Annotated in this window: 21 protein-coding genes and 1 pseudogene; 14 read left to right on the top strand and 8 right to left on the bottom strand. The window is 43.1% G+C overall.

What is annotated here, in order from left to right; all coding sequences use genetic code 11:
- Positions 1 to 30: 30 nt before the first annotated feature.
- Together JMW90_RS00230 and cysG are read right to left on the bottom strand one after the other, a co-directional pair.
- The gene (locus JMW90_RS00230; RefSeq protein WP_201561125.1) at positions 31 to 1,584 is read right to left on the bottom strand and encodes an exonuclease SbcCD subunit D C-terminal domain-containing protein; all 1,554 of its coding nucleotides are present in this window, start codon (positions 1,582 to 1,584) and stop codon (positions 31 to 33) included.
- A 168-nt stretch (positions 1,585 to 1,752) separates the two neighbouring features.
- Complete coding sequence (gene cysG, locus JMW90_RS00235; protein ID WP_201561126.1) at positions 1,753 to 3,342, bottom strand: siroheme synthase CysG; 1,590 nt, start codon at positions 3,340 to 3,342, stop codon at positions 1,753 to 1,755.
- A gap of 212 nt (positions 3,343 to 3,554) precedes the next feature.
- Here cysG and JMW90_RS00240 point away from each other — a divergent pair.
- Together JMW90_RS00240 and JMW90_RS00245 are read left to right on the top strand one after the other, a co-directional pair.
- Positions 3,555 to 3,704: pseudogene (locus JMW90_RS00240) on the top strand (type II toxin-antitoxin system HicA family toxin); the annotation flags it as partial.
- A gap of 77 nt (positions 3,705 to 3,781) precedes the next feature.
- Positions 3,782 to 4,198: a type II toxin-antitoxin system HicB family antitoxin gene (locus tag JMW90_RS00245; protein ID WP_201561128.1), complete on the top strand. Its 417-nt coding sequence runs from the start codon at positions 3,782 to 3,784 to the stop codon at positions 4,196 to 4,198.
- A 64-nt stretch (positions 4,199 to 4,262) separates the two neighbouring features.
- On the opposite strand, the gene JMW90_RS00250 is transcribed toward JMW90_RS00245, so the two are convergent.
- The 3 genes from JMW90_RS00250 to JMW90_RS00260 all read right to left on the bottom strand — a co-directional run bounded on the left by JMW90_RS00250 (position 4,263) and on the right by JMW90_RS00260 (position 7,258).
- Positions 4,263 to 4,901: a phosphoadenosine phosphosulfate reductase domain-containing protein gene (locus JMW90_RS00250; RefSeq protein ID WP_201561129.1), complete on the bottom strand. Its 639-nt coding sequence runs from the start codon at positions 4,899 to 4,901 to the stop codon at positions 4,263 to 4,265.
- Positions 4,902 to 4,983: 82 nt separating this feature from the next.
- Complete coding sequence (locus JMW90_RS00255; RefSeq protein WP_201561130.1) at positions 4,984 to 5,580, bottom strand: DUF934 domain-containing protein; 597 nt, start codon at positions 5,578 to 5,580, stop codon at positions 4,984 to 4,986.
- Positions 5,573 to 7,258: a nitrite/sulfite reductase gene (locus tag JMW90_RS00260; RefSeq protein ID WP_201561131.1), complete on the bottom strand. Its 1,686-nt coding sequence runs from the start codon at positions 7,256 to 7,258 to the stop codon at positions 5,573 to 5,575. The genes JMW90_RS00255 and JMW90_RS00260 overlap by 8 nt, the downstream gene beginning before the upstream one ends.
- A gap of 381 nt (positions 7,259 to 7,639) precedes the next feature.
- Here JMW90_RS00260 and sat point away from each other — a divergent pair, with 381 nt between their 5' ends.
- The gene (sat, locus tag JMW90_RS00265) at positions 7,640 to 8,893 is read left to right on the top strand and encodes a sulfate adenylyltransferase (RefSeq protein ID WP_201561132.1); all 1,254 of its coding nucleotides are present in this window, start codon (positions 7,640 to 7,642) and stop codon (positions 8,891 to 8,893) included.
- Between the two features lie 81 nt (positions 8,894 to 8,974).
- Here the strand turns inward: sat and JMW90_RS00270 are convergent, their stop codons facing one another.
- Positions 8,975 to 9,523, bottom strand: coding sequence for a hypothetical protein (locus JMW90_RS00270; RefSeq protein WP_227691804.1), 549 nt, complete (start codon positions 9,521 to 9,523; stop codon positions 8,975 to 8,977).
- 569 nt (positions 9,524 to 10,092) lie between these two features.
- Between JMW90_RS00270 and JMW90_RS00275 the strand changes: the two genes are divergently transcribed.
- The 5 genes from JMW90_RS00275 to JMW90_RS00295 all read left to right on the top strand — a co-directional run bounded on the left by JMW90_RS00275 (position 10,093) and on the right by JMW90_RS00295 (position 15,520).
- Positions 10,093 to 11,241 carry a sulfate ABC transporter substrate-binding protein gene (locus JMW90_RS00275; protein WP_201561133.1) on the top strand — a complete coding sequence of 383 codons (1,149 nt, stop codon included), beginning with the start codon at positions 10,093 to 10,095 and terminating at the stop codon, positions 11,239 to 11,241.
- A gap of 283 nt (positions 11,242 to 11,524) precedes the next feature.
- Complete coding sequence (locus JMW90_RS00280; RefSeq protein WP_201561134.1) at positions 11,525 to 12,622, top strand: sulfate ABC transporter substrate-binding protein; 1,098 nt, start codon at positions 11,525 to 11,527, stop codon at positions 12,620 to 12,622.
- Positions 12,623 to 12,887: 265 nt separating this feature from the next.
- Positions 12,888 to 13,772, top strand: a complete 885-nt coding sequence (gene cysT / locus JMW90_RS00285) for a sulfate ABC transporter permease subunit CysT (RefSeq protein WP_201561135.1) — start codon at positions 12,888 to 12,890, stop codon at positions 13,770 to 13,772.
- The gene (cysW, locus tag JMW90_RS00290) at positions 13,772 to 14,704 is read left to right on the top strand and encodes a sulfate ABC transporter permease subunit CysW (protein ID WP_201561136.1); all 933 of its coding nucleotides are present in this window, start codon (positions 13,772 to 13,774) and stop codon (positions 14,702 to 14,704) included. Before cysT ends, cysW begins: the two co-directional genes overlap by 1 nt.
- A 93-nt stretch (positions 14,705 to 14,797) precedes the next feature.
- On the top strand, positions 14,798 to 15,520 hold the full coding sequence (locus JMW90_RS00295) for a sulfate/molybdate ABC transporter ATP-binding protein (protein ID WP_133104659.1): 723 nt from the start codon (positions 14,798 to 14,800) through the stop codon (positions 15,518 to 15,520).
- 376 nt (positions 15,521 to 15,896) lie between these two features.
- Here the strand turns inward: JMW90_RS00295 and JMW90_RS00300 are convergent, their stop codons facing one another.
- Positions 15,897 to 16,220: an ArsR/SmtB family transcription factor gene (locus tag JMW90_RS00300; protein ID WP_201561137.1), complete on the bottom strand. Its 324-nt coding sequence runs from the start codon at positions 16,218 to 16,220 to the stop codon at positions 15,897 to 15,899.
- Between the two features lie 265 nt (positions 16,221 to 16,485).
- Between JMW90_RS00300 and JMW90_RS00305 the strand changes: the two genes are divergently transcribed.
- The 3 genes from JMW90_RS00305 to bfr (JMW90_RS00315) all read left to right on the top strand — a co-directional run bounded on the left by JMW90_RS00305 (position 16,486) and on the right by bfr (JMW90_RS00315) (position 18,133).
- On the top strand, positions 16,486 to 16,677 hold the full coding sequence (locus tag JMW90_RS00305; RefSeq protein WP_110923492.1) for a (2Fe-2S)-binding protein: 192 nt from the start codon (positions 16,486 to 16,488) through the stop codon (positions 16,675 to 16,677).
- 431 nt (positions 16,678 to 17,108) lie between these two features.
- Entirely contained in the window at positions 17,109 to 17,597 is a 489-nt protein-coding gene (gene bfr, locus JMW90_RS00310; RefSeq protein WP_201561138.1) for a bacterioferritin, read from the top strand.
- A 62-nt stretch (positions 17,598 to 17,659) separates the two neighbouring features.
- Positions 17,660 to 18,133: a bacterioferritin gene (bfr, locus tag JMW90_RS00315; protein WP_201561139.1), complete on the top strand. Its 474-nt coding sequence runs from the start codon at positions 17,660 to 17,662 to the stop codon at positions 18,131 to 18,133.
- Positions 18,134 to 18,446: 313 nt separating this feature from the next.
- On the opposite strand, the gene JMW90_RS00320 is transcribed toward bfr (JMW90_RS00315), so the two are convergent.
- Positions 18,447 to 19,823 carry a DHA2 family efflux MFS transporter permease subunit gene (locus tag JMW90_RS00320; RefSeq protein ID WP_201561140.1) on the bottom strand — a complete coding sequence of 459 codons (1,377 nt, stop codon included), beginning with the start codon at positions 19,821 to 19,823 and terminating at the stop codon, positions 18,447 to 18,449.
- A gap of 334 nt (positions 19,824 to 20,157) precedes the next feature.
- Between JMW90_RS00320 and yghU the strand changes: the two genes are divergently transcribed.
- From yghU to JMW90_RS00335, 3 genes are all read left to right on the top strand, one after another.
- Complete coding sequence (gene yghU, locus JMW90_RS00325; RefSeq protein ID WP_201561141.1) at positions 20,158 to 21,000, top strand: glutathione-dependent disulfide-bond oxidoreductase; 843 nt, start codon at positions 20,158 to 20,160, stop codon at positions 20,998 to 21,000.
- A 327-nt stretch (positions 21,001 to 21,327) separates the two neighbouring features.
- Positions 21,328 to 22,542, top strand: a complete 1,215-nt coding sequence (locus tag JMW90_RS00330) for a DUF1176 domain-containing protein (RefSeq protein WP_201561142.1) — start codon at positions 21,328 to 21,330, stop codon at positions 22,540 to 22,542.
- A gap of 404 nt (positions 22,543 to 22,946) precedes the next feature.
- Positions 22,947 to 23,096 (top strand): hypothetical protein, encoded by a 150-nt coding sequence (locus tag JMW90_RS00335; protein WP_201561143.1) that lies wholly within the window; start codon positions 22,947 to 22,949, stop codon positions 23,094 to 23,096.
- Positions 23,097 to 23,144: the final 48 nt, after the last annotated feature.

Raw genomic sequence — 23,144 nt, forward strand, 5'->3', positions numbered from 1 at the left:
TAGTTGTATCAGGCTTATGAGTGTTAGCTATTATTCAGCTTGAGTATCTGTGTGATGTAGATCATAAACGATTTGACCATAAGCTTCTCGCAAGGTGAGTCTTTGCTCATCAGGGACGTTATGAGCGGCTAGACAACGCTCAAACACTTCTTGTTCATTTAGATCCTGTAGCGTCTCAGAGATTTGCTGTTGATTGAGTACTTTGTTATAAGTGCGCGTATTTTTTATTTTTAACACCTCACAAGGTAAGCCCACTACCATCGCTTCAATACTTTCACGCAATTCGCTAACCACCTCATCACCGGTGTAAACAATCTCTAACCAGACCGATTCTGTATCAGTCAGAGTCTTAATAGTGTTATCAACTGTTTGATTAATAGTCTCCAAATCACCCGATACTTGTGCCAATCTTTGAAATGTTGGAATAGGTAGGGAGGTGACTTGCATCTGACATAAAGTATCATGATGCAGTAGCGTAGCGGTTAAAGTGAAAGGAGTGCTTAGAATAACTTCTGATTCTTCAGAGAATTGTTCACTATGCGTTTCATTATGCAGATCACTTTCTATAGACGCTACATCAGCAAACAGGTCATCTATAAAGCTTGCTGCCTGATTGACGGATTTTTTGGCGGTTTTTTCTATTGTTTTGTCAACATTGACAGTTGTATTGGTCAGCTGCTGAGAGATACTCTTAGACAAATTTTCCACCGTTAAGCTGGTGTTGTTTAACACTGCACCAAACTGTATAAGCAAAACTTGTTTTTGCTGGCGAGCCTCACCAAAACCCATTGCAATGGGCGAGCCTGAATAGCGAATGGTTTCACGGTCACCGACGCGCTGGGGTACGTGCAAATGCCCAAGCGCCACATAATCAAAGCTTTCACTGAACATATCGGCCGACACCTTACCAAGCGAGCCAACATATAGCTCACGTACACCATCATCATCGGTGGTGGTGCCACCTGCCGCAAACAGATGCCCTGTGGCAATGATAGGAATATGGCACTGGTGTGCTTTGGCTAATTCAGCTTGTTTAACTTTGGCAATCTTTGCAACTTCATCATAGTGCGCGCAGATACCTTTGATAACATTGGCGTCTTTGCTTTGAGCTGACTCGCCAGCACTACTACTACGCACATCACGATCACGCAGATAAGGGACAGCCGCGATAATGCAATGCGGTGTACCGGCTGCATCATCCAACACCATCACTTCATCATTTAAGTCATCACAAGCCGTACCAACGACATGGACGTTTAAAAACTTGAGTACATTACTTGGGGCATCCAAAAATGTCGGTGAGTCATGGTTGCCTGCGACGATGACGACATGCTGACAGCATGATTTTGAAACCTTGCCTAAAAACTCATAATACAGCGCTTGGGCTTTATTACTTGGGGTCATGGTATCAAAGATATCACCAGCGACAACAAGTATATCCACTTGCTGCGCACTAATGGTGTCTTGTAGCCAGTTTAAAAAGGCGGCAAATTCATCATAGCGCAGACGTCCATAAAGCCTGCGTCCCAAATGCCAGTCAGAGGTGTGCAGGATAGTCAGAGGCGTAACAGCAGATACAGACATAATGAGGCTTAATGGTCAATAAAAGACAGTCATTATTCTAGCAAGGATTGGAGAAGTTTGCTCTGTTGCAATCACAAAAAAGCCCTAGCACTAAATTGGCAGGGCTTATAATTAAAAAAGCTTTAAATTAAAAAGGCCTTTAAATTAAAAAGGCGTGTTAAGAGGCTTTTAATCAATCACCAACTGCTCAAGATCACCCTCTTTTGTTGCCAAATTAGCAATCATAGATAGCGCATGCGCTTGCTGGTGAGCATTCGATTTCGGTGTTGTAGCCGTACCGCCGCGTAACCAGTTATTGTCAGTTTCTGATAGGTTTTCATTATGCTGCTGATTGTGTAAGTTATACCAAGCCAAATCATGGTGTAAGCTGACGACATCACCCATGATGAGCAGAGCAGGTGTTGGTAGCTGGTTTTTTTCTTGTAATTCAACGATATTGGCAAGCGTACCCGTTAATACTTGTTGATTGGGCATACTGGCGTTTGAGACGATGGCAATCGGGGTCTCCGCACTACGCCCAGCATCAATCAACCCTTCCGTCAAGCGCGGTAGCGAATGCAGACCCATATAAAACACTACGGTTTCATCGGTGTTAAGGAAGCTCTTAAAATTACTATTAGGCGCGCCTGCCTTTAAAAATCCTGTTACAAAACGTACCGATTGTGAATGGTCTCGATGGGTCAGCGGAATACCGGCATAGCTAGCGGCAGCATTGGCAGCGGTAATACCTGGCACCACTTGATAAGGGACATTGTGCGCCTGCAGACTTTCAATCTCTTCACCGCCGCGCCCAAAGATAAAGGGGTCGCCGCCTTTTAGACGCACCACACGTCGACCTTCTTTGGCACTATTGACCAAAAGCTCATTGATGCCCAATTGCGCGACGGCATGATTGCTACGTTTCTTGCCGACGAAAACTTTATCGGCATCGCGGCGGCATAAATCCAATACTTGCGGTGATACCAGCGCATCATAATAGACGATATCCGCTTGCTGCATCAGACGCAGTGCTTTAAAGGTGAGTAGCTCTGGATCACCGGGACCGGCACCAACGATATAGACTTCGCCCATCGTATTTTGGGCTTCTGTTACTGTGTCTGTAGCATCTTTTGCCGTGATATCTGCCGCTGTTTTATCCAAATCCGCTTGCAGCTGAGCGATGGCTTCGTTTTCATTACCGGCAAACATCAATTGACTGACTTGACCTTCAAAGGCGCGCTCCCAAAACTGCCGACGTCCAGTCAATGTCGGTATTTTGGCTTTGACTTCAACGCGAAAGTCGCCAGCAAGCTTGGCTAATTTTCCATAACCTTGTGGGATTAAGGTTTCTAGCCGTGCCCGCAGTAAACGTGCCAGCACCGGCGCTTTACCATTTGATGAGATACCAATGACGATGGGATTGCGATCGACAATGGCAGGGAAAATAAAATCGCATAGATGCGGCGTATCGACGACGTTTACAGGGATGTTAAGTTCAGTCGCATCGGCATGAATTTGATGATTCAGCGTCTCGTCATCAGTGGCAGCGATAACAACGCGCGAGTCTGTCATATAGGTTTTATTATAATTCTCATAAATCAGCGCGTGCTTACTATCACTTAGCAAGGCTTGTATCTCGTGGCTAATGCTTGGCGCTAGGATAGTGATACAGGCGCCAGCTCGGCTGAGCAAATCCGCTTTGCGTAATGCCACATCGCCGCCACCAACGATAAGCACTTTACGATCTTCTAATTTAAAAAATAGGGGAAAGGTATTCATATCTTCACCAGTTATTCAATTTAATAAGGTATGTAACCATTATGAGGTATCAGGCTTTGCGTCTCACCTAGTGTATTGGCATTAGTATATTCGTTTTTGACATGATAACGGTGGTTTTTGCGATGAAAGGGAATAGCACCTATAAACTAAATATATTTGATATTAAGTAACCCTAGGGGTATAATTTACTATCGATATGGGCAAAGGCTGTTATGAAAAGTCGTGAATTGATAAAAGAGATACAAGCCGATGGGTGGTATTTAGCAAGAGTAACAGGCAGTCATCATCATTTCAAACATGATAATAAGCATACCGCATCCAAAAAAGGATCTTCCCAAAGAACGATTAAAAGCATATTAAAACAAGCTGGACTAGTGTAGTCCATTTTGTAAAATCTTAAACAAATAGAAATAACTGTATGATAACAAGAGGTAACCTTATGTTATATCCAATTGCGATCGAGCGCGGCGGCAAAGATACTGCCCACGGTATTATCGTACCTGACATTGCAGGGTGTTTCTCAGCTGCCGATAGTTACAACGATGTCTTTGAAAATGCCATTGAAGCAATTACAGGTCACTTAGAATGCCTTGCAGAAGAAGGGATGGAAATCCCATTACCAAGTGATATCGAACAGTATATCGATGATCCAGATTATGAAGGAATGACATGGGCAGTCGTCGCTGTTGACGTGAATCGTTATCTTGGTAAAACTGAGAAAGTTAACGTAACGTTACCTAGTCGATTGATTCACTTAATTGATGCTAAGGTTGCCAGTAATAAAGAGCGCTATAGAAGTCGTAGTGCCTATCTATCGAACCTAGCAGAAAAAGATTTGATTATGACTGACGCTTAAACGATAAAAAACCGACTCGCTTGAGTCGGTTTTTTATTTCTTTTATTATATCTAGGTTTTTAAGTTACAACTGCGTGTGCAAACCACACTCACGGCTTTCTTCTACTTTAGTCGGATCAAAGTAATCATGTTCATTTGGCAGATTATGCTCATCTAAATATTTATCTAAGTCAGCATCATTCTTTTCAAATAACGGTGCGACTTTTAAGACGCCATCTTTGGATAAGCTCAAGAAATCAAGACCTTGACGAAACTCAGTTTGATCTTTACGAATAGCGTTAAACCAAACGTCTGGCTTCAGCTCATCCAGTGCACGGCGGAACGGCTCAAGTTTAACTTGATCAGTGAACTCATCGTGCTGTGGATTATCGATACCAGGGATGCCATTCATGGTCGCATCACGATACGCTGCCGTTTGCTTAGGGATATAAGTGATAACGTTTAAGTTCAAATCACGAATGACTTTATTAGCAAAACGATACGTTGCATCGGTGTTATAGCCAGAATCTACCCATAATACGGTGATGTCAGGACGCTGCTTGGCAACTAAGTGCAAAATAGCGGACTCATAAGGGCGGAAGTTAGTAGTAATAATAGGATTTTTAGCTTGGGTAAGTGCCCACGCCACGATTTCTTCTGGTGATTTGCCTTGCAGGTCTTGGTTGGCTTGGTCGATATCTAGATTAGGGTGTAATTGACTCATGGTAGTTTCCTTAATGATGGTTAATAATTTAAATAGCTAAATTGATAAGTGGTTGATAGTAGGTTTTATATTTAATGCTAAATTAAGCACCTGCAAACATCGGTAAGTCGGCAGCGTTACGACCGTCGTAGCTGCTAGCAAGCGCGTTAAATGCTTGACTGATATCAGAGATAGATTGCAGATCATGCTCACTAATCACAAAACTGTCTGCGCCAGCGCGCAAAAGGTAGGCAATTTGATCACGGCCAAACTTGCCAGCCATACGAATCTCACCCTCGTAGCCCATTTGACGCAGGGTTTGCGCATAGCTAAAGCCGCGTCCATCGGTGAAGACAGGTACATGAATGACAATCAAGTCTTGCTGTAATAAAAACTCGGGTATACGCGTCAGTACTTCCGTATCGCTGTCCGATGTGACCCAAACCCCAAAACGGCTGGTATGTTCAGATAGCAATTCATATACTTGTTGTAACAACCCGCCCGCGATATTGCCTTTCGCATCTAATAAATCACTAAGTGGCAAGAGCACTTCAAGCTTTTCTTGCTTTTGCAGTAACTCAAGCAATGAGATGTGGGTTAGCGCAATACTGTCAGGCAGCTCATTGGTGCTAAGCGCCAACCACGTATCGTTTTGACTGATATCAATACCTTTGCTATTTAACACATGATGATTACCCATAGACCTTCTCCTTAAAGGGTGCAAGGCCAACACGGTCGACTAAATCACCAAAGCTTTCTACGTCATTCTCATTACTCACACGTTGCTCTAAATAAACGTCTATTATCTTTTGTATCGTCGTCGCCACATCATCAGATGGCACGGCTCTACCTAGTATTTTACCGAGTTTGGCATTATTACTAGAGTTACCGCCAAGGCTGATTTGATACCAGTATTCGCCTTTTTTATCGACACCCAAGATACCGATATCACCGGTATGATGATGGGCACAGGCATTCATGCAGCCTGACATATTGAGGCGAATATCACCTAAGTCATAAAGATAGTCAAGATCATCAAACTGTTTTTCGATTTGCTCAGCGATATTGTGGGTCGTTGCATTGGCAAGCGAGCAAAAGTCCCAACCTGGGCAAACGATCATGTCGGTTAAGGTATTGATATTGGGACGGGCTAAATGTAGCTCCGACAGCTGCTGCCATAGCTCATAGAGCTGGTTGGTTTGTACATCAGCGAAGACTAAATTCTGCTGATAAGTACCACGTAATTCACTAAAGCTATATTTATCCGCAAGGTCGGCGAGGGCGTCCATTTGTGATTCACTGATATCACCTGAGGGTACGTAGGTGCCGTCGACCAAGCCTGCCTTTAAGGAAATCACTACGGCGCGATAACCGGCGACTTTATGGGCAACGGTATTTTGGTTATACCAATCAGCAAAATCTTTATCGCCATCAAGCTTTTGTTGTAACTCTGACTGAACTTGCAGTGCATCAAAGCTAAGGTAGTCAGGCTCGGTGAAAAAACTGCTGGCAGTGGCAAAGTTGGCATCGGTCAACGTCAGTGGCCCGTCTTTGATATTGGCTTCCCATTCAGCATCGACCAATTTAGCGAAAGCAGGGCCGCCCATACTCTCAACCAATATTTTGATACGAGCTTTAAATTTATTGTCACGGCGACCGTGCAGGTTATAAACCCGCAAAATAGCATCCAAATAGCTAAGCAGGTGCTCGCGTGGTAAGAATTTATTAATAGTTTTACCGATAACTGGCGTACGTCCAAGTCCGCCACCAACGATGACTTCAAAACCAAGCTCGCCTGCGTCATTAGCTTTTAAATGCAGTCCTACATCATGCACTTGCGTCGCTGCTCTATCATTTGCCGTGCCGATGACCGCAATCTTAAATTTGCGTGGTAAAAAGGCAAACTCAGGATGAAAGGTTGACCACTGGCGAATGATCTCGCAATAAGGACGCGGATCAGCAATCTCTTCTTTATGAATACCGGCATAAGGGTCGGTTGTGGTGTTACGAATACAGTTGCCAGACGTTTGGATAGAATGCATTTGTACCGATGCCAATTCTGCCAAAATATCAGGCACTTCTTCAAGTTTTGGCCAGTTCAGTTGCATATTGGTACGAGTGGTAAAGTGTCCGTAACCTCTATCATATTTACGGGTAATCTCGGCTAACTTACGTAATTGATAGGTTGCAAGCAGTCCGTATGGAACAGCGATACGCAACATGGGTGCATAACGCTGGATATAAAGACCGTTTTGCAAACGCAGCGGTAAAAATTGCTCTTCTGGCAGCTCGCCTGCCAAAAACCGTTCGGTTTGGTCGCGAAACTGTGCGACTCGTTCTTCTACCAAGGTTTGGTCAGCGTAGTTATATTGATACATGACGTAATCTCAATTTTGTTTTAAACATAAAAGCTGCGACGAAAATGATTTGCGTGTGTACTCGATTTTATTGCCAGTCGCAAGGTAAACCATTCAGATTTACATCATATAAGCTTGCGTCTATAAACATAAATTCCTTTAAGACATATCTATATCCAAACACAGCATAAATTTTCATAACGAAAATTAGGTAGCCTATGCTTATCGAATTCAACGCCTGATTTTAATGGCCAGTTTTTAATGTGCAATTAATGTGCAATTTTAACGTACTTCTAAATTTTAACGTACTGCTATTAGTGCTTTATTCGCCCAATCACTTTTTTACCCCATCTATCTACAGTTACTCATCTTTCTCTCATCTCTTAAGGTTGTAAAATTATTATGACATCTATCACCCATAATCAAAAACCCTCAAAACTTGTTCCTCCGCATGGCAGTGCTGAGCTTAAGCCATTGCTATTAAGTGGCGATGCTCGTAACCAAGCATTGAAACTTGCCAGCACATTACCAACGATTACGCTCAGCTCACGTGAGCGCGGTGATTTGATTATGCTGGGCATTGGTGGTTTTACACCATTGAATGGCTTTATGAATCAAGCAGATTGGCAGGGCGTGGTTGATAATATGCGTCTACAAAGTGGTGATAACGCTGGCCTGTTTTGGCCGATTCCTATTACTTTATCAGCACCGAAAGCGACCGCTGACAGCTTACATGCAGGTGATAAAGTTGCTTTGGTGGCGAAAGATGGCGAGATTATGGGCATCTTGACGGTGGAAGAGACTTATACCATCGATAAAGCGCATGAATGCCAGCAAGTATTTACCACCACAGATCCAGAGCATCCGGGCGTACAGCAAGTCTTGGCGCAAGGCGAAGTGAATATCGCAGGTAGTGTCGAAGTACTGAGTGAAGGCGAGTTCCCAACCGTATATCCAGAGATTTATAAAACCCCTGCTGAAACCCGTGAGATTTTGGACAATAAAGGCTGGCAAACAGTTGCGGCGTTCCAAACCCGTAACCCAATGCATCGCTCACACGAATATCTGGCGAAGATTGCCATCGAGATATGTGATGGGGTATTGATTCATTCATTGCTAGGGGCATTGAAACCAGGCGATATCCCAGCAGATGTGCGCCAAGAAGCCATTAAAACCTTAATTGACAACTACTTTAGAGCTGACACCGTTATTCAAGCCGGTTATCCGCTAGACATGCGTTATGCCGGTCCGCGTGAAGCATTGTTACATGCGGTATTCCGTCAAAACTACGGCTGTAGCCATCTAATCGTTGGTCGTGATCATGCAGGCGTTGGTGATTATTACGGTGCCTTTGATGCGCAAACCATCTTTGATCACGTTGGTAAAGACGATTTGATTACCCAACCGTTAAAAATTGGCTGGACGTTTTGGTGTAATGCTTGTAATGCCATGGCATCAGACAAAACTTGCCCGCATGACGCCTCTGAGCATGTCAAAGTCTCAGGGACAAAATTGCGTAAAGCACTCTCAGAAGACGAAGAGGTGCCAGATAACTTTAGTCGTCCAGAAGTATTGCAGATTTTACGTGATTATTATGCTGGTATCGCTTTTGATGAGCGCGCTGAGGTTAAATTGGTCGGCGCTTCTGCGGTATAGGTCTTAAATATTGAACCATAAAAAAGGGTCAGACGCTAAGTCTGACCCTTTTTTTGTTTTCGTTATCTGAGCCTATCGTGGTTAGCGTAACTCTAAATCACCCGCCAGCTTTTGATAGTCACCGACCAATGTGCCACCGCCCGAGCAAAAATAGTTAAGCGCGTATTTATCTTGGCTATCGATGGTCAATTTATCATCTTTAAATTGAAAGAAAGCCGTACTGTCATTGACCTTACTCTGAAAAATAATGCCGTGTGCATCATCTTGACCCATCAATGTTGCCTTGCCATCAAAATGACAGGTCGGTTTTTTGACATCGCTGCGCGCACGTATCTTAATGTCAATTTGCTTATCGCCGACAGCTTTTACCATCACGCCTACCCAGTCAGAGCCTTGCGCACGCTTAGCATAACCCTCAGAAGCATAATCACCAACGATTACTTTTACGGCAGGCGAGAGCATCGCTGTAGGTTGTGTGACGCTGTGATTATCCATATCGGCTTTTGTGGCGTTGTTACAACCACTTAAGGCAAATAACGTAGAAGCCATCAAAGAGAGGGCAGCAAAAAAACGCAAGTAACAGGAGAAAGAAGTAATCATTAAGACGCCTTGGTTAAGTGAATAAGTCATAAAAATGGCTTTACAAAATCGATGTGGTCGATTGGAATAAACGGTGTGAGGCAGCAGGCGTTTATTTACAGCGATTATAGTTAATCCACTTTTAAAAGAGTACGGAACTACTGGGGTTTATTATTCTCAGCCTCTGTCTGCTAGCTACAGCAAGCAAGCAAAATTAACCGAAGTGGTGATTGATAATATTTGTATTTCTTTTATTAAGGACTGACTATACAGTGCCAGCGCTGATACAGATTACACAAATACTCGTCTACTGGGCAAGCAATACCGTCACTTACTCACAAGTGACGGCTTATCTCTATATCGCAAATAGCTGTTGAACACACCCACTATAGAATAACTAATAATAGCGTTACTAACCATCGTGCTTATGCCAAGTTCACCACTCGATAAGCGTATTCGTCACTAAGCGTTTGTTATCTATGCTGCTAGCATATCTCTCATCAACAAAAAAACCAATATATCTCCCAAAATTCTTACCATCACTGCCTTCGTCATCCTTATTCGTTGAATCTATAACTAATAAGGACGACAAAAGCAGCCTGACATTATAGAGAGCGTCCATGCAAATGAACAATATAACCAAGAGCCAGCCTTTGCGTCATATCTCAATCACTGACAATCAAGTGATTCAAAATAAAGTGCCACGTACCTTAATAATGGGTGGCGCGCTGACGATGGTAATATTTATGACAGGCTGTAATCCTACTGAGGTCACGCAAAGTGAGACACAGACCGACACACAAAAATCAGCAGCGCCGTCGCAAGATATTGATCTGCTGAATGTCTCTTACGATGTGTCACGGGATTTTTATAAAGACTACAATACCTTATTTGCCAAAGGTTACCAAAAAGAGCATCCCAACAGCAAAGTACACGTCAATCAGTCGCATGGTGGCTCAAGCAAACAAGCGCTGTCGGTCGCCAATGGTCTACAAGCCGATGTGGTGACCTTTAACCAAGAAAGCGATATGAATTTGCTGGTCGAAAAAGGCTTGGTTGCTGCTGATTGGCAGAAAGCGCTACCAAACGGCGCTGTCCCTTATACCAGTACCATGGTGCTATTGGTGCGCAGTGGCAATCCAAAAGGTATTAAAGACTGGCAAGATTTGGCACGTAGTGACGTGGCTATAGTGATACCAAATCCAAAAACCAGCGGTACGGCGCGTTATGCCTTTTTGGGTGCCTATGGCTATGGTCTGCATTCTTTTAAAGAAACGGTCGAAAACTCTACCAAAACAGATACCTTTATTAAAAAGCTTTTGGCAAACGTTGTCACTTATGACAATGGCGCGCGTGCAGCAACGACCAGCTTTACTCAGCGCGGTCTAGGCGATGTGCTTATCACGACCGAAAACGAAGCGCATCTAGCTGCCAAGCAATTTGCCAAAGGAAAAGTCGATATCGTCTATCCAAGTTATTCAGTGTTGATTGCCAATCCTGTTGCCGTGGTGAATGCGGTGACTGATAAAGCGGGCAAAACAGAAGCAGCAAACACCTATCTAAAGGGCTTATGGGACACGCCAGCGCAAGAACTGATGGCACAGATGTACATGCGTCCTAGTAATGAGCAAGTGCTTGCCGCCCATACAGATACCTTGCTTGATATTGAGACGTTTGAGCCGGTCAGTGTCTTTGGTCCTTGGACGCAGATTATGGAAACGTTTTTTGTCGATGGTGGGCGTTTTGATAAGCTGGCAAGCGTGCAGTAAAGACCAGATTGGTCAGTGATAAGCCGTTTGATTCAGACATTCATGCTTAGGTAAGCTTAGACAAGAGACTGAGTCAAACGGTTAAATGATTGGCAGGTAGCGCAATGGCTATTAAAAATATTTGGCCTATCCATAACTGATAACGGTAAGTTATTGATAATATTATATTTCTAAATTCTTTATTCCGTTTTGGCAATAACATACACATATTCATCATTAAACATAATAACATGGCGCTGTTAGCATACTTACATTACTTATCAGACATCTTTTTGAGGCCGCCATGACATTACATACCGAAGGTTATAAAAATAAAACGCTTAGCGTCCTAAGTATCGCCGGTGTGGCGCTCACTTTAGGCATAGCAGGCTGTAGCAATAGTGAAAAGACTGAGCCAACTGCCAATGCAGAGGGCACACCCGCCGCTACAGAAGGGCAGGACATCGAGCTATTAAATGTCTCTTACGATGTGGCACGTGATTTTTATAAAGATTACAATCCATTATTTGTTGATCATTACAAAAGTGAGCACCCAAACAGCAATATTCTTATCAAGCAGTCGCATGGTGGTTCGAGTAAACAAGCCCTGTCAATCGCCAGTGGTCTGCAAGCCGATATCGCGACCATGAACCAAGGCTCTGATATTGAGCTGCTTGAGGAGAAAGGTTTGGTCGAGTCAGATTGGGAAAGCAAATTCCCAAACAATGCCGTACCTTTTACCAGTACCATCGTTTTCTTAGTACGTAAGGACAATCCAAAAGGCATCAATGATTGGGCAGATTTGACCAAAGAGGGTGTTGAGATTGTCATGGCAAACCCAAAAGTCACGGGTAACGGTCGCTATGCGTTCTTAGGCGCTTATGGTTATGGTTTACATGCTTTTAATAAAGATGAAGCCAAAGCGGAAAACTACGTAAAAGACATGCTAAAAAACGTCAAAGTCTATGAGAATGGCGGGCGTGCGGCGACGACGACGTTTGTGCAGCGCGGTATCGGTGATGTCTTAGTCACCTTTGAAAACGAGGCCAATCTTGCTGCGACTGATTTTGGTGCGGGTAAAGTTGACATCGTTTATCCAAAATACTCAATCAAGTCTGAAAGCCCAGTGGCTATCGTAAAAGCAGTCACTGATAAAAAAGGCACCACAGAGGCCGCCAAAGCCTATCTTGATTATTTATGGAGCGATGCAGCCCAGCAATTGGCAGCTGATTTATACTTGCGCCCAAGTGTGAAGAGCGTGCTTGATAAAAACAGTGATAAATTGCCCCCTATCGACACTTTCCGCCCGAATGATGCATTTGGCACATGGGATGAGATCATGAGCACGTATTTCAGTGATGGTGGTTTGTTTGATAAATTGGCGGTTAACGCGCCTCAGTAACACCAGTAGTACTATGAGTAACCGACGATAAAAGCCGTTACTTATTCAAGAATTTATTTGAGTACGACGACTGCATTATTTGATTATTAATCAGTAATGCACGGCGTCATAAAATTATGTCAATCTCATAAAGGACATGGCCGACAACGCTATGTCCTTTATACCATGAGCATATTCATCATCTCTTTTTATCATGCTTTTTCTTAATATCGATACGACCGAGTGCTTACGATAAGTACCATCAGCTAGGCAATAGGACACTATTATGAGTGCAACAACACCTTCTACCATCAAACCTGTACCAAAAAAAGGTTGGTTAACACGCTTGCGTCAGCGCAATGTGCTACCAGGGTTTGGACTAAGCATGGGCATCACTGTCTTTAGTTTGTCACTGTTGGTAGTACTGCCGTTTGCCATGATGGCCTATACCACAACCCAAATGGGCTGGGCTGGATTTTGGGAAACCATTACCCAGCCGCAAGTGACCGCTGCTATCAAATTAAGCTTGTGGATGTCATTTTTAGCCATGCTCACCAATATGGTATTTGGTACGCTGGTTGCTTGGGTACTGGTGCGGTATGAGTTTTGGGGCAAATCCTTAATCAATGCGTTGGTTGATTTACCCTTTGCGCTACCAACCGCTGTCACCGGTATCTCTCTTGCGACTTTGTATGCACCCAATGGTTTGATTGGGCAATGGTTTGACAAGTTTGATATTCAAGTAGCCTTCACACCGATTGGTATTTGGCTGGCGCTCGTGGTCGTCAGTTTCCCCTTTATTGTCCGCGCTGTACAGCCCGTACTTGCAGAGTTATCGGTTGAGTTTGAAGAGGCATCTGCGGTATTGGGTGCCAATCGTTTTACAACGTTTCGTAAGGTGATTTTACCAGAGCTATTGCCTGCGTTATTGATGGGTGCTGGCATGATGTTTGCCCGTGCGACGGGCGAGTATGGCTCAGTGATTTTTATCGCAGGTAACATTCCGATGCAGTCTGAGATTTTGCCATTAATCATTATCAGTAAGCTTGAGCAGTTTGATGTTCAAGGCGCTTCAGCCGTTGCATTATTTATGCTGCTTATCTCCTTTGTCATTTTATTGACCATCAATATTGTACAGTGGAAGCTGTCGCGCCGCGTAGGAGCTCGCTAATGCAAATCTCTAATAGCTATGACTACCAGAGCAACCCAGCAACCAAAGATACGCCATGGGTTCGCCGTACCTTTATTATCATTGCGGTTTTATTCATGGTTATCATGTTGGTAGTGCCACTATTGGCGGTATTTTATGAAGCTTTTAAGGGTGGCTGGGAATTATATATTGCCTCATTAGTCGACCCTGAAGCCTTACAAGCCATTAGGCTAACCTTGATTACTGCCGCGATTGTCTTACCGATTAATATGGTGATGGGTATTGCCATTGCTTGGCTAGTGACCCGTTACCAATTTAAAGGCAAGCAGCTGGTGACGACGTTGCTTGATTTACCGTTTTCGGTGTCGCCGGTTGTCGCCGGTTTGATGTTTGTTCTATTATTTGGACTGAACTCTACCATTGGTGGCTGGCTTGAGAGTATGGGCTTTCAGGTCATCTATGCTGTACCGGGGATTATTTTAGCGACTTTATTTGTTACCTTCCCTTTTGTGGCGCGTGAGTTGATACCGCTGATGCAGACGCAGGGTGATAGTGAGGAGCAGGCAGCATTAACCTTGGGTGCGACGGGTTGGCAGACGTTTTGGCATGTCACACTGCCCAATATCAAATGGGCGCTGCTTTATGGTTTGATCTTGACCAATGCCCGCGCGATGGGGGAGTTTGGTGCGGTGAGCGTGGTCTCAGGTCATATCCGCGGAGAAACCAACACCATGCCGCTATTGGTTGAGATTGCTTATAACGACTATAACTTTACTGCAGCGTTTGCCTTATCGAGCTTACTTGCCGCACTTGCTTTGGTCACGTTACTTATTCAGCAAATCATGACCAAACTACAAGATCGCAAATTCGCTAAGTCTGAACGTTTGATAAGTGCGCCTGAACTACCCGTTAGTGCTAATGCTACTGTTGGAGAATCGGTAGGCAAATCCTAGCGGTTCATGTGCATAGACGCCATGTCTGCTATTTGCCATACTATCGAAACCATCTGCCACGCTACGACAAAAGATATAATAAGAGACACCATTATGAGCATCGAGATTCGCAACGTTAATAAAAAATTCGGCAACTTTACTGCCTTAGATGATATCAATATCACAGTACCTACCGGTAAATTGACGACTTTATTGGGTCCTTCAGGCTGCGGCAAAACCACCTTGCTGCGTATCATCGCCGGTCTCGAGTATGCAAACTCTGGGCAGATATTATTTGATGAGCTAGACGTCACCAATACACCCGTACAAAAGCGCCATATCGGTTTTATGTTTCAGCACTATGCGTTGTTTCGCCACAAAAATGTCGCTGATAATGTGGGCTTTGGATTGACGTTGCTACCAAAAAATGAGCGCCCAAGTAAAGCGGAGATCAATAAGCGCGTGGCGGAGTTATTAGATTTGGTACAGTTGCCACAAGTGGCAAACGCTTATCCACATCAGTTATCAGGCGGTCAGCGTCAGCGGATTGCGCTGGCTCGCGCACTGGCGGTTAAGCCAAAACTACTATTGTTAGATGAGCCGTTTGGGGCGCTCGATGCCAAGGTACGTAAAGAGCTGCGAACCTGGCTAAAGGACATTCACCATGAGCTTGGTATTACCAGCATCATGGTTACCCATGACCAAGAAGAGGCAAGGGCGGTATCTGATGAGATTGTGGTGATGAATCATGGTCGGGTTGAACAGGTAGGCACCTCAGAGGAGCTGATTCATCATCCAGCCAATGCCTTTGTCAGTGATTTCTTAGACTTGGTATAGAGATCAATAAAAAGTGCTATAGTTAAAATATCTCAAAAACGCTACGGTGCTGCTGGTATAAATTTTTTGTAGCCTCTGTCTGCATAGGCACAGCAAGCAAGAAAAATTAATATCAGCAGTACTTGATGTATCGGTATTACTTTTCTCTGACTATATCAGTGCAGTATAAAAAAGACCTCATCATGAGGTCTTTTTTATGCGGCTAACATAAGCCAGATTTATTGAAGAAAAAGGTTTTACGGTCTATCACAGCGACTGTTGGTACTGGTTTAGTGCTTTGCTAATGCTAATGCTAATGCTAATGCTAATGCTAATGCTAATGTTAATGTTAATGCTAATGCTAATGCTAATGTTAATGTTAATGCTAATGCTAATGCTAGGCGGATTTTAGCAGGGCTTTTTCTTTGCTTGATATCTGCGTGTAGGTAATGTCCAAAATATCTTGACACCATTCTGGCAAATCATTTGCGACCTCATACCACATCCAGGTTCCATCACGAACACAATTTAGGATGCCCAGTTTTTTTAGGTGATTGAGATGGCGCGATATCGTTGGCTGTGGCTGATCAAGTATTTCTACTAACTCACCAACGCAGCGTGATTCTTTATTGTATAAGATTTGGAAAATCTTCAAGCGGGTAGGGTCAGATAATACTTTAAACAACTCAAGCGGTTGTATCGTAGAGTTATTATTAGACATGGGTGAATTCCAATGGATATTTAGTTAATAGGAGGACAATATAACAGCAGTTATCCTTAAAATCGATTAAAAAATGAGCAGATTTACAGTTCGTCGCCATTTTACTACCTTTGATACCGTCGGTTTACACATATCAGTATATGCAGTTACATGAATTAAGGAAGGTTAACATGACTGAAAAACACACCAAATACTATTGTAAATGCTAATAATTATCGTTATTATAGCGAATAACACGTTAGTCAATCACAGTAGGAACCCGCTTATGTACGTCTGTATTTGTAATGATGTCAAAGAAAAGCAAATAAAAGCCGCCATTGCTTCTGGTATCGATACGTTAGATGGTTTAAAAGACACGTTAGATGTCGCAACTTGCTGCGGCTGCTGTGAGCCTATGGTAAATGACTATCTAGAGGAGCATCATGCCAAGCTCGATGTATTGGCTTATGCTGTTTAAACGCTAAATAAATCCTCACGCTCTAGCCTTTACATGCTAATCGTACATAATCCTTGATACACCAGTATATATTCACTATTCTGCATTTAATTATTGGTATTATACCTAAAGCGTCAGTTGCAAGCGTCCATATAATTGCACTGATACCCCACATCAAACCTGCATCTAGCCATTTCTATGAAGGGTTTGCTATCGCACCTGTTGCTGATACGCTAATACAAATGCTGGTTGGTTATGATTATCAGTTAGCATCTTATTCTTAGTTCATATCGTTACAAGCGTTATTCCCTCTATATGCTACTATATCTTTCTCTATATGTAAGGACTTCGTTGACTTTACTCTTTACTGATTGGTTTACGAATGGCGCTTTATATATATTCAAAATTATGAATGTATATAACAAACAATGATAAATACAGGAGTGTAGGTGATGATTGGCAACCCTAAAGTGATTGATTATTTAAACTTTTTGTTAGGTGGTGAGCTTGCAGCTCGTGATCAGTATTTCATCCACTCTGAGATGTATGCAGAATGGCATTACGGTAAGTTGTACGACCGTATCAGCCATGAGATGGGAGATGAGACCTTACATGCACAGGCGATTATTCGTCGTATCTTGATGTTAGGTGGCACGCCTAAAATGAGCGTTGATACCATTAATATTGGTACTACGGTACCTGAGATGCTGCAGCTTGATTTAAATCTAGAGTATCAGGTACAAAAGCATCTTAAAGACGGCATCGCAATTTGTGAAGAGGTGCATGATTATGTCACACGCGAGATGTTGGTCGTGCAGCTCAAAGATACCGAAGAGGATCATGCCCATTGGCTTGAGCAGCAGCTGCGCCTTATTGATATGATTGGTCTGCCAAATTATTTGCAAAGTCAGATGGCTGAAGTATCTCCCAATCTTGTTTGATAGTAACGGATAACAGTCACCATATAATCAGAGCAAATAACAAATAAATAGGGAGAGAGAAGATGAAAGGGGATAAAGAGATTATCCGCGCACTGAATAAAGTGCTAGGTCAGTCGTTGATAGCCATCAATCAGTATTTTTTGCATGCACGTATTGCTCGTCATTGGGGCTTAGAATCATTAAACGACAGTTTCTATAAACAGTCTATTGCAGAGATGAAATGGTCCGATGATCTGATTGCTCGGATTTTATTGCTAGATGGTTTACCGAATTTGCAAGATTATGGCAAGATGTTCATCGCAGAAGACGTGCCTGAGATGATTGACTGCAATTTGCGCTTAGAGAAGCAAAAATTTGATATCATCACCGATGCGATTACCTTGTGTGAGACGCAGCAGGACTATGTGTCACGTCAGCTATTGGTTACTCTAAAAGACGGTAATGAAGAGTATCAAGATTGGCTTGAGACGCAAGAAGACTTAATGAAAGACGTCGGTATCGAAAACTATATCCAATCGCAAATGGACGAAGACTGACCTTCTTAGTCTTCGTCGTTGTTAGATTGTTTAAATACCATCTAGTGGCAAAAAGCCAGTCTATGTTTTGGTCATGATCCAAGCATAAGCTGGCTTTTTTTGGTCTACTATTTATCGACGCGTTATTATCTATAGTTAAAATATCTCAAAAACGCTACAGTGCTGCTGGTATAAATTTTTTGCAGCCTCTGTCTGCATAGGCACAGCAAGCAAGAAAAATGAATATCAGCAGTACTTGATATATCGATATTACTTTTCTCTGACTATAGATATTCTTGTTTGTATTTTCGATACAAGCTTTCAACATTCATTCTTAATATAAGCCGCGACCATCCTCAGGTTTTAAGCGTAAAAAATGCAATCCTGAGAGAATGGTAAACACCCCCAATATCCAATAGGTGGTTTGGAAGGCGGTCAATGTATCCATCTGTAGGCGCTCGCGTAGTAGCGTGAGCAGTGCCGCCCCAAAAGCAATACCAAAACTGATGGCCAGTTGTTGATTGACGGCCATCAGGCTATTGCCGCTACTGGTTTGAGTGCCATGCAGGTCGCCAATGGTAATGGTGTTCATCGCACTGAACTGCATAGAGTTACACGCGCCCATCACTGTCAAAATAGGTATAAACCACATCCACTGCGCGGCATCGTTAAATTGCGCCAAAATGATAATCAGAATGCCCATAAAAGTCGTGTTGTAGACCAATACCGTACGATAGCTATAACGCTGAATAATCTTACTCACCCAAGGCTTAATACCGATAGCACCCACAGCGATGGGCGCAAGTAGCCAGCCAGCTTGCGAGGGAGAGTACTCGAACACCACCTGCAAAAGCAACGGCAATAAAAACGGCACAGCACTGATACCCAATCGGGTAAATAAATTACCAGTGATACCGATGCGAAAGGTGCGGATATCAAACAAACTCAATGGAAATAGCGGGGCAGCTCGATGTTTGGCGTGCCAAATATAAGCACCAAGTAACAGACTTGCCAGCAGCCCAAGTAGCAGACCATAAAATCCACGCCCGACTTGTGCGCTAAATTCTACCGCCAAAGTAAAACCACAAGCCGCAGCGGCAAATAATAGAAACCCTGTCCAATCTAGACGCTTGGTGTCTTCAAACAATGCCGGTACCAGTTTTTTGCCCATGATAAAACCAAAAATACCCATGGGTATGTTGATTAAAAATATCCAGTGCCAGCTGGTGTACTGTACGATATAGCCACCCAACACTGGTCCGACCAATGGTGCAACCAGAGCGGGGATTACCGCAAAATTCATCACCGTCAACAGCTTATTGCGCGGATAAGACTTGACCAAAATTAAGCGTGCCACCGGTGTCATCATCGCGCCGCCGATAGCTTGTATGATACGAGAGCCAATCAAAAAGTCCAAGGTCTGAGAAGCGGCACATAATATCGAGCCGATACAGAATATAATAATGGCGGACAAGAACACGCGGCGTGTGCCATATTTATCGGCCAAAAATCCGCTGATAGGAATAAAAATCGCTAAAGTAAGCGCGTAGCTGATGACCGCCCACTGCATTTGCAGTGGTGATTCGCCTAATGCTTGCGCCATCTGTGGTAGGGACGTGTTTAGAATAGTAGCGTCTAAAATTTGCATAAATAACGCTACCGCCAGTACATAGGGTAGGTATTTATCTTGCGTTGGAGTCAGGGCTACCATATTGATGTCACCATATCTAGAACAGCAGCTCTTTAAAATTTATCTTAATTGACAGTGATCTGTCTAAAAAGCCATTATATGATGCGTAGTATAAAAATAACTGCCGAGCAGTTAAAGAGCAGCATAGTAACCATTCAAAAGCAACGATTTAGAGGTTTTTAAAACGCCTAGCATTATTATCTGTACTCGATACTGAATACTTAAACATCTCTACCATATAAATTACAAGATGGGACTTTAATAGCAGGATCAGTCCCCGTTATAGTGGGAAGTATATGGTAGAAACCACCATTTCTAAAATATGACAATTCATACAACAAAAATAGGTCACATTATGAGTCAGGATAATAATTCTACGAACAGTCAGATAGAGCGCTATACACCGCCCAAAGTTTGGACACAAGATAAAGAAAACGGCGGCAAATTTGCAAGTATTAACAGCCCAACCGCTGGTGCTCGCCAAGATAAGCCACTGCCAGTAGGCGATGCGCCATTACAGCTGTATTCATTGAATACGCCGAACGGTGTCAAAGTCAATATCTTATTAGAAGAGCTTGCTGAGCTTGGTATCAAGGAAGCTGCATACGATGCTTATCTGATAGACATCTCGAAAGGCGATCAGTTTGGCTCAGGCTTCGTCGCTATTAACCCAAATTCAAAGATACCGGCTTTGGTTGACCATAGTAACGGCGAGGCTGGCGAGTCGATTGCTATCTTTGAGTCTGGCGCTATCTTAGTGCATTTAGCCGAAAAGTTTGGCAAATTTATTCCGATGCAGCAAGGTAAAGCGCGGGTAGAATGCTTGTCTTGGCTGATGTGGCAGATGGGTAGTGCGCCTTTCTTAGGTGGCGGTTTTGGACATTTTTACGCCTATGCTCCTGAGCCGATGGAATATCCTATCAATCGCTATACCATGGAAGTCAAACGTCAACTTGACGTTCTCGATAAACATTTAGAAAGTAGCCAGTATATGTGTGGCAATGACGAAGCAGATTATAATATCGCCGATATGATTATTTGGGCGTGGTATGGTCAATTGGCTCTCGGAAAATTATACGATGCTGCTGAGTTCTTACAGGTTGATGAGTATTTGCATTTACAGCGTTGGGCGAAAAAAATTGCTAAACGTCCAGCTGTTAAACGCGCCGTCGACTTAGTGCTTGAGCCTATTGCTTAATCGGATGGTCGTATAATTCATATAGACAGCTGATTTTTTATTTGTAAGTGTTTGATATTAAATTTAAATAGTTAATGTAGTTTTATGCCTCAATGAACAAAAAGGTTAATAAGCATCTGTCTTATTAACCTTTTTTTTGTTTTAAATATTGATAATTCCAAATACATATAGGAATATAGGCATTCGAGCTATACTTTGCTAATTACATAATGGTACATTAGTACAACAGATAGAAACATGGATACGTTAAGATAACAGCCTCCACCCAGAAAGGGTAGGCGTTTAAACCTCTTCTATTGATGAACGATGATTATGAAGGAGCATGATATGCTTAGGAATAGACCAACCGTATTATCGATTACAAGTGGTCCTAGTAGCCAAAGCGATGTTGTCAAACCTAAATACTCAAACAACTCTCATATCAAAGCGCCGTCTAAAAAAACAAAAAAGATAACAAAAACCATGTCAAAAAGCATTCTATTACCCATACTCACCGCCATCAGTGCAGCGCTATATAGCGCCGCCAGTGGTGCTAGCACGCCTGTAGATTTTACCAGCCAAGATTGGCAAGTGGTCTGTGACAATACCCGTACTTGCCGGCTTGCCGGTTATCAAGCAGACAATGATATCGAGTTGCCAGTGTCTTTATTATTGATACGCCGTGCAGGTGCCAATGCCACGGTTGATGCTCGGGTCAAGCTTGGCGGCGCAAGAGAGAATTCTGCCAAAGCTTTGATGCAGTTGGGTGACCGTCACCGGATATCTTTATTTATCAATGATAAAGATTATGGCGAAGCAAGACCTTTTTCAGGTGCTGCCGGCTATGCAGAGCTCACTTCACCGCAAGTCACAGCGCTACTAGAGGCACTGACCAAATCAAGCAAGATAGAGCTGGTTATCCGCAATACGCGCTGGCGTTTGTCCGATAAAGGGGCGAGTGCAGTCATGCTAAAAGCGGATGAAGCACAAGGTCGAGTGGGCACCGCCAGTGCTTTTATTCGTACAGAGGGCGCAAGCAAATCCAATAGCAGTGTTTTATCGCCTAAGGCAATACCAGCGATACGGATGGTGATACCCAATCCTAAAGCCACGTCTGGCAATAAGAAAAAATTCGTCATGCGCTCATCCCAGTTATCAGAGCTGATGAAAGACACCATAAAAGATGTCAGTAGCGACTGCCCAAGCTTATCTGACAAATCGTCATGGAGCGTCAATCGTCTAAACAGCAAGCAGCTGTTGGTGCAGCATAACTGCTGGACAGGTGCTTATAATTCAGGTAAAGGGGTCTGGGTGATTAATGACACCAGACCATACGAGCCAAAGCTGATCACAACCAATGCTACCGATTATGACAAGGGTCAAATCACTTCTATCCAAAAGGGTCGCGGTCTTGGCGACTGTATGTCCAAAACCGAATGGTTATGGACCGGTAAGGACTTTGAGAAAAGTCATGAGAGCAACACTGGTCTGTGCCGTATGATTGGAGCGGGCGGTGCTTGGCAAATGCCATTGTACGTCACTGACGTGAAGCTATCGCGTTAATATCAATGTCTAAAATGTCTAAAATGCCTCATTTCTGCAGACTTTTCTTTTAAAGCTGCCATGATGGTTTGTTCGATATGCTTTAGCGTAAATGCCTCGCAAGCGATAAAAGTTATTTGGCGTAAAAATGCCTATATTATTAATCATGTATCGCTCACCAACGCTTATTTTATAGCTGTTTTCTACAATAATCGTAAAAACAGCTACTGATTACGATTTTGTTGTGTTATACTGCGTCGCCACGTTAGCATAGTCTAATGTGAATTATGAGATTGATAACATCGCCTGCGATTTTGGGTCTAGGATGACCGAAAGTAATTGTTGCCGATGATTTTGTGTACTTAAATAATCCTATTATTTTTGACTCATATCTTATCTACGGACCCTTGTAGGGGCTAGATTGGTTGTTATCTACCTTTATCTGCTTTGGACAAAGCATTGATATCGAGTTTTTAGCAGACAAAGATGAGACACTCGGCACTACCACCAAAATACGTCAGACAGCACGAACGCCTTTATATAATTTTGACAAGCCTTATGGGTTTGGCATGTAATTATCATTATTTTGATAATCAGATTATATAGGTAGCGTGATGAACGGT

Source organism: Psychrobacter glacincola, from assembly GCF_904846215.1.
In the GTDB taxonomy this organism is placed as follows: domain Bacteria; phylum Pseudomonadota; class Gammaproteobacteria; order Pseudomonadales; family Moraxellaceae; genus Psychrobacter; species Psychrobacter glacincola.

What these genes read in the sequence shown, in the direction of transcription:
- JMW90_RS00260 (WP_201561131.1), bottom strand. Translation starts at nt 7,258, where the DNA reads ATGTATCAATATAACTACGCTGACCAAACCTTGGTAGAAGAACGAGTC.
- JMW90_RS00320 (WP_201561140.1), bottom strand. Translation starts at nt 19,823, where the DNA reads ATGGTAGCCCTGACTCCAACGCAAGATAAATACCTACCCTATGTACTG.
- bfr (WP_201561138.1), top strand. Translation starts at nt 17,109, where the DNA reads ATGATTGGCAACCCTAAAGTGATTGATTATTTAAACTTTTTGTTAGGT.
- JMW90_RS00300 (WP_201561137.1), bottom strand. Translation starts at nt 16,220, where the DNA reads ATGTCTAATAATAACTCTACGATACAACCGCTTGAGTTGTTTAAAGTA.
- JMW90_RS00280 (WP_201561134.1), top strand. Translation starts at nt 11,525, where the DNA reads ATGACATTACATACCGAAGGTTATAAAAATAAAACGCTTAGCGTCCTA.
- JMW90_RS00330 (WP_201561142.1), top strand. Translation starts at nt 21,328, where the DNA reads ATGCTTAGGAATAGACCAACCGTATTATCGATTACAAGTGGTCCTAGT.
- JMW90_RS00255 (WP_201561130.1), bottom strand. Translation starts at nt 5,580, where the DNA reads ATGGGTAATCATCATGTGTTAAATAGCAAAGGTATTGATATCAGTCAA.
- JMW90_RS00245 (WP_201561128.1), top strand. Translation starts at nt 3,782, where the DNA reads ATGTTATATCCAATTGCGATCGAGCGCGGCGGCAAAGATACTGCCCAC.
- cysT (WP_201561135.1), top strand. Translation starts at nt 12,888, where the DNA reads ATGAGTGCAACAACACCTTCTACCATCAAACCTGTACCAAAAAAAGGT.
- JMW90_RS00250 (WP_201561129.1), bottom strand. Translation starts at nt 4,901, where the DNA reads ATGAGTCAATTACACCCTAATCTAGATATCGACCAAGCCAACCAAGAC.
- bfr (WP_201561139.1), top strand. Translation starts at nt 17,660, where the DNA reads ATGAAAGGGGATAAAGAGATTATCCGCGCACTGAATAAAGTGCTAGGT.
- JMW90_RS00270 (WP_227691804.1), bottom strand. Translation starts at nt 9,523, where the DNA reads ATGACTTATTCACTTAACCAAGGCGTCTTAATGATTACTTCTTTCTCC.
- sat (WP_201561132.1), top strand. Translation starts at nt 7,640, where the DNA reads ATGACATCTATCACCCATAATCAAAAACCCTCAAAACTTGTTCCTCCG.
- JMW90_RS00295 (WP_133104659.1), top strand. Translation starts at nt 14,798, where the DNA reads ATGAGCATCGAGATTCGCAACGTTAATAAAAAATTCGGCAACTTTACT.
- cysG (WP_201561126.1), bottom strand. Translation starts at nt 3,342, where the DNA reads ATGAATACCTTTCCCCTATTTTTTAAATTAGAAGATCGTAAAGTGCTT.
- JMW90_RS00230 (WP_201561125.1), bottom strand. Translation starts at nt 1,584, where the DNA reads ATGTCTGTATCTGCTGTTACGCCTCTGACTATCCTGCACACCTCTGAC.
- yghU (WP_201561141.1), top strand. Translation starts at nt 20,158, where the DNA reads ATGAGTCAGGATAATAATTCTACGAACAGTCAGATAGAGCGCTATACA.
- JMW90_RS00275 (WP_201561133.1), top strand. Translation starts at nt 10,093, where the DNA reads ATGCAAATGAACAATATAACCAAGAGCCAGCCTTTGCGTCATATCTCA.
- JMW90_RS00305 (WP_110923492.1), top strand. Translation starts at nt 16,486, where the DNA reads ATGTACGTCTGTATTTGTAATGATGTCAAAGAAAAGCAAATAAAAGCC.
- cysW (WP_201561136.1), top strand. Translation starts at nt 13,772, where the DNA reads ATGCAAATCTCTAATAGCTATGACTACCAGAGCAACCCAGCAACCAAA.